Here is a 681-nt window from a genome sequence, read left to right on the forward strand (position 1 = left end):
CCTGCGCCACGGGATGTTTTGACCAGGCGAGGGTTGGCCGCATCAGCCTCCAGCTTTCGGCGCAAGCGCATGATTAGGACATCGATACTTCGATCGTACACCTCTTCTCCACGCACACGGCTCGCGAGCAAAAGCCGTTCTCTGGATAGCACGTTGCGGGGGTTCTCCAGAAATGCGATCAAGAGATTGAACTCACATGCGGTAAGCTTGACCTCGCCACGCTCCGCACAGATCAGTCGCCGCTGCTTCACGCTGAGCTTCCAGGCCCCAAAGCGAAATGAGCGCTGCTCTCTGGTTCGCGGACTAGAAATGCGCTGGCGTAGCGCTACTCGAATGCGGGCCAAGAATTCGCGCATCCCGAAAGGCTTGGGAATGAAATCGGTTGCGCCGAGCTCCAGTGCAACCACTTTTTCCGCCTCATCAAGCCGGTCGCCGCTGATCACTATGATAGGAACATCCGATTTTGTCGCCAGATTGCGGACGATCGCAAGTCCATCCTCCCGGCCTAGGTTAAGGTCAACAACCACGAGATCGACTGGCTCACGTGAAAGAACATAGTCAAACTGCTTGCTATCGTGGACTGCGGTTACCTTCAGGGCATGCATCGTGAGATACTCGGCGATGAGGCGCCGCATTGCGGCATCATCGTCAATGACAAGAACATGTTTCAACGGCACACCT

General features: G+C 55.9%; 1 protein-coding gene. It reads right to left on the reverse strand.

Features of this window, described 5'->3' with window-relative positions; translation table 11 throughout:
* Positions 1 to 671, reverse strand: a 671-nt coding sequence (gene virG, locus NKK51_RS32395; RefSeq protein ID WP_352556354.1) for a two-component system response regulator VirG, incomplete at its 3' end; no start/stop codon positions are given.
* Positions 672 to 681 lie beyond the last annotated feature (10 nt).

Source organism: Mesorhizobium sp. M0011 (genome assembly GCF_040324155.1).
In the GTDB taxonomy this organism is placed as follows: domain Bacteria; phylum Pseudomonadota; class Alphaproteobacteria; order Rhizobiales; family Rhizobiaceae; genus Mesorhizobium.